Annotated in this window: 8 protein-coding genes; 2 read left to right on the top strand and 6 right to left on the bottom strand. The window is 65.6% G+C overall.

Annotated features, from left to right (window positions below; all coding sequences use genetic code 11):
- The first annotated feature begins 220 nt into the window (after positions 1-220).
- Entirely contained in the window at positions 221-655 is a 435-nt protein-coding gene (locus AB0M35_RS28380; RefSeq protein WP_363749204.1) for a methyltransferase domain-containing protein, read from the top strand.
- Between the two features lie 4 nt (positions 656-659).
- Here the strand turns inward: AB0M35_RS28380 and AB0M35_RS28375 are convergent, their stop codons facing one another.
- The 5 genes from AB0M35_RS28375 to AB0M35_RS28355 all read right to left on the bottom strand — a co-directional run bounded on the left by AB0M35_RS28375 (position 660) and on the right by AB0M35_RS28355 (position 3366).
- Positions 660-1175, bottom strand: a complete 516-nt coding sequence (locus tag AB0M35_RS28375) for an NUDIX domain-containing protein (RefSeq protein WP_363749203.1) — start codon at positions 1173-1175, stop codon at positions 660-662.
- A 302-nt stretch (positions 1176-1477) separates the two neighbouring features.
- Positions 1478-1930, bottom strand: coding sequence for a SitI3 family protein (locus AB0M35_RS28370; protein ID WP_363749202.1), 453 nt, complete (start codon positions 1928-1930; stop codon positions 1478-1480).
- Positions 1930-2328: a hypothetical protein gene (locus AB0M35_RS28365; protein WP_363749206.1), complete on the bottom strand. Its 399-nt coding sequence runs from the start codon at positions 2326-2328 to the stop codon at positions 1930-1932. Before AB0M35_RS28365 ends, AB0M35_RS28370 begins: the two co-directional genes overlap by 1 nt.
- A gap of 191 nt (positions 2329-2519) precedes the next feature.
- On the bottom strand, positions 2520-3050 hold the full coding sequence (locus AB0M35_RS28360; protein WP_363749201.1) for a DUF6244 family protein: 531 nt from the start codon (positions 3048-3050) through the stop codon (positions 2520-2522).
- Positions 3051-3093: 43 nt separating this feature from the next.
- Complete coding sequence (locus tag AB0M35_RS28355; protein WP_363749199.1) at positions 3094-3366, bottom strand: hypothetical protein; 273 nt, start codon at positions 3364-3366, stop codon at positions 3094-3096.
- A gap of 163 nt (positions 3367-3529) precedes the next feature.
- On the opposite strand from AB0M35_RS28355, the gene AB0M35_RS28350 reads away from it, so the two are divergent.
- On the top strand, positions 3530-3946 hold the full coding sequence (locus AB0M35_RS28350) for a hypothetical protein (protein ID WP_363749197.1): 417 nt from the start codon (positions 3530-3532) through the stop codon (positions 3944-3946).
- 11 nt (positions 3947-3957) lie between these two features.
- Here the strand turns inward: AB0M35_RS28350 and AB0M35_RS28345 are convergent.
- Positions 3958-4264: hypothetical protein (locus tag AB0M35_RS28345; protein ID WP_363749196.1), on the bottom strand; the 307-nt coding region annotated here is incomplete at its 5' end.

Here is a 4264-nt window from a genome sequence, read left to right as displayed (position 1 = left end):
CGTTGCGTTGTTCCTCAGTGGCTTGGCACGTGCCCTCTGCGGCCAGACTTCCCGACTGCTGGTGGGTGTGGGGGGGCCGAACCGCGCCCCACCACCAGCTCTTATCTCCGATTCGTTTCAGCACGGAGCCTCGTCGGTTCAGCATTGGCGGACACCGGCCTTATTGACCGATTTACGGAAGTGCACCCGGATGAAGCCTGGCTGAGTAGTTTTGCCCGGGGTGGAGTTCAGCACTGGCGAGTTGGAGATTCTCCCGTTCGACTCGGAGACTTTCGACCTCGTCGTCTGCGGCTTGGCGCTGGATCATTGTCCCTCGCTGACGGAGCCACTGACCGAGCTGGCCCGGGTCACTCAGCCGGGTGGCCGCGTCATCGTGTCGGGCATCAACCCGCTCATGTCCATCCTCGGCGGTGCGGCACACGTCAAGCTGGACCAGGGCGAACGCGGGTTCGCGCGCAACCACGCCCATCTGCCCAGTGACTTCCTGACCGCGTTCCACGCGGCCGGCCTCGAGGTGCAGCGGTTGCACGATCCGCGCTACGAGGCAGACCACGTGACACTCAAGCGGACCGCGATGTCGTTGATACCCGAGGCGACCTTGGCTGCCTATGTCGGCTTGCCGGCGGTCGTGGTCTGGGATCTCCGCCGCCGGTGAATGGTCACGACCACAGCTCGAACGGTTCGTCAATTTCGTGACCGGCCAGGAACCTGGTCAACAATTGCGGGAGGCTCCGCGGATAGAACTGTTCGGAACTGGCCACCACGTCGGCGATCGGCCACCAGCGATAGTCGAAGTAGTCCTCGCGCTCGTAGTCGAAGCGCCCAGCTCCGTCGACTGCCTCGCCTTTGTGATCGAGGCGTACGGCGACGACGACCTCGTGCTGGAGGTGCCGGCGATCCCGATGCCGGAAGGACGCGGTCCGCCGCCAGGTTGGTGCCCCGACCTGCTCGGGCGAAATCGAGATGCCCGTTTCTTCGCGGAGTTCCCGGAGGGCGGTCTCCAGGTATGTCTCGCCCTCGTCGATTCCGCCACCGGGTAGCTCCCACCACTGGCCCAGTTCCGGCGCGGTGATCTCGTGAGTGTGAAAAAGCAAGATGCGGTCAGCTGCGTCGTGGAGCACGATGCGGACCACGTCTCGCTCAAAAATCGGCAGGTCCTGAGGGATCTCGGTCATAAAGAACCTCTCCACGACTTCCCACAAGTGCTACGCACCGTCACGACACTTGAATCTACAGATGGTCCACACGACCCTCATGAAAAATCCTCCCGATCTGCGGTTACAGGTCACACCTTTTCGAGCATGACCCGACGGTTCAGATCAGCGTCACCGACATACCAGTAGAGGATCACGCTTCCGTCGACCGTCTGCGACAGCAGCCGCGAGGATCGCAACTCGCCACCGTCACACCCCCCGGTCGATCGCCCGGACGAGCTGCGCCCGGCCATCGCGCCGGGCGAGGATCGCAGCGGTGCGGGTCAACCGGTGAAGGAGCGGTCGAGGTGGTAGTGGTGCCACCAGTCCGGGCGGTAGGTGTGGACAACGCCGTCGGTTCGGGTCAAGAGAAGGTAGTTGCCGTCCTGCACCAGCACCGCGTCCTCATCGCGGCCTGCGAGGACCCTCGTGACCGCCGCCATCATGTTGGGGATTCCCTTCTCGACGATGTCGTCGGCCCGCATGGAGAACGTCACGGAAACGTACGACGTGGGTGCCCATTCCCAGCGGGTCTCGCCGTCCGCTTCGGCCTCCCAATAGCCGTCCGTTCCGGCGCGGACGGTGATGGCGTAGCCGCGTTGCTCGTACAGACGGGCGGAGAAAAGGGCCGGGTTCGACGCTGGACGTGGGACTTCGCGGGGGTCGGCAGCGGTGAGGGCAGCTACCTCTGCAACGGGCGGGTCGCCGGCCAGGACCAGGCGGAACTCCACGGCCATCAGGACGCCCTCTCAGTCTCACGGACGATCTGACGGATCGTACCGTCGCGGGTGACCACCGCCAGTTCCTTCAACCCGCCGATCGGCCACTTGTCGAACTGCCGCCGCAAAGCCGCCACGTCACCCTCCCAATCCTTCAAGTTGAGCACCACCCGCTGCGTCTGCTCATCGTCGACCTTCTCCCGGACCTGACTCCACACGTTGCGTACCGACGTCCGGGCCTGCGGCGAGTAGCAGTCGAAGACGTGCCCCTCGATGAGATAGTCGGGGTCCTTGTCCGGGTTACCACGGTCACCGGTACGGTCACGGGCGTCGCCGACCTGCTGCGCCGTGGGATTCTGATGCACCCGGTAACCCTTGCCGGCAACGGTGTCGGCACAGTCGTTCTCCAACTCCAGAGCACGACGGGTGCTGTCGTCCGTCCTGGCCCCGACTCGGGTCCGCGGACCAGTCGGCGTGCCATTCTCGATCCCGGTGGCTTTCCTACCCCACGCCGGAAGATCGTCCTGTTGCTGCTCGGACACCACACGCGGCGCGTCGCCGCGGATCATCGGCGCAGGGCTGGCCGGTGGGTGAGGACCAGCCCCGATCAGTTTCCCGACGACCCCAATCCCCGCGCCTGCCCGACCGCCGCTTCAGCAGCCTGCTGCACTGCGCCGCAACGCTGCACTACAAGCACCAAGACCTGCTTGACGCTGTCAAGAGACTGCAAAAGCGGACCCGGTTGTCCACCCCGCAGCACCGTACCGACGAGTTGCCGGGCCTGATCGACATGGCCGATCGTCGCGGCGGTCGCCTCGCGGGCACCCGCGATGGCCTGTTGCACCTGCGCCAGCGCGGCGATGGTCTCCTGCGGAGTGGCAGCCTCCCGAGGCACACTCGCGGCAGCGCGAGTCGCCTCACCCACCGTCCCCGCAGCCCCACTCAACCCCGCCTGGATAGCGGAAATCGCGGCGCGAACCCCCGCCATCCCCGCCGCGACCGCCGCAAACCCGGCCCCGACAGCTCGGGCAGCGACCTGCTGGACCTGATGATCAGCCGCTGCGGTGAGGCTCCGCGCCCGATCCAGACCCGCAATCACAGCCCGCAACTCGCCGTCGATCTCCTCAATGCTCGACACGTCAATCACCCCGCGACCGAGAACAGACTCCGGACCCAGCAACCTACCCGGCCGCAAAGACTTCGAGCAGGTCCCGATCACCTGCCCACCCTGTGTCTGTGGGTTGGTCGAACACGCCGGCAAGGTCGTCCCACTCGCGCCAGGTTCGAGAACTGACCGGGCCGAGCAGGGCTGCCGGCCGCCCGGCGACGGTGATCGTCACGCGTTTCGGTTCGGACGACCGCTGCGCCCGGCCACCGAGCCGGGCGAGGATCGCAACGCCGCCATCAGCATCGCGGCCTGTGCTGGTGGTGGCCGCTGGGTCAGCGGCCACCACCAGTGCTCCCCTGTATGCCCCCGTCCTGAGGAAGATGCCCTTCCTGGGATCGCCAGTGGCGAGAGTTCGTTGGCAGGTCGACATCGGATGATCGCTGTTCCACACTTGGTGCGTGGCAGCTATTGGGCCTAAGCGACCCGATCGACCCCGCGCGGGCTCGCCGGTGCCCGGCTGGGAATCCGACCGAGCCGGACGTCTCGTCTTCACCGGTGAGTCGGGCATCCCCGATCCGCCTCTCGCCACGGCATTACGAGCTGCCACCTTCTCATCGCTGATCGGCATCGGGGTCGGTGTGGTGATCGCCTTGACGGCCGTTGCCATCGGATGGGACGACACCGCCGGCGTGGCCGCCCTCGGCGCCTTCGGCATGTCACGAATCCGCCGGAAATACCGGCTGCGAGCAGCGCTCGCCCTAACGATCACCACCGCCGGATGCCTGGTGGCCGGCATCATTCTCGATCGCTGGCTGCCAGCACCATGGGACCTCTTCATCCCGCTCGCCCTCGCCCTGACCATCGGCACTCTGGCAGGAACCGCCGTCACCTACATACCACGTCACACCGACGAACGACCTAGATAAAAGAGTGCGGTCTATGTGCCGCCTTCTTGTTCTGGTCTTTCTGTTTGGTCGAGTAGAGCGGTCAGCGTCTGCAACGATTGTTCGTCGAGGATGGTGGTGACTGCGTCGGAAAATCTGTGGTCGCCGAGTTTCGCGCGGAGGTCACGGAGTCGGGCGATATCGAAGCCGGCTTGAGGGACGCCGATTCCGAGCCGTATCGCGAGGGCCTGGCAGTGGAAGGCCACCGCCTCGGCGAAGTCACCCGTTTCGGTACGCAGGGTTCCGAGCTGGCTGATTGAGCTGGCCATGCCGGCCCGGTTGCCCAGCTCCTCTTTGATG

It is taken from the genome of Micromonospora sp. NPDC051196, assembly GCF_040682415.1.
In the GTDB taxonomy this organism is placed as follows: domain Bacteria; phylum Actinomycetota; class Actinomycetes; order Mycobacteriales; family Micromonosporaceae; genus Micromonospora.
This window is presented reverse-complemented; position numbering and strand designations above follow the sequence as displayed.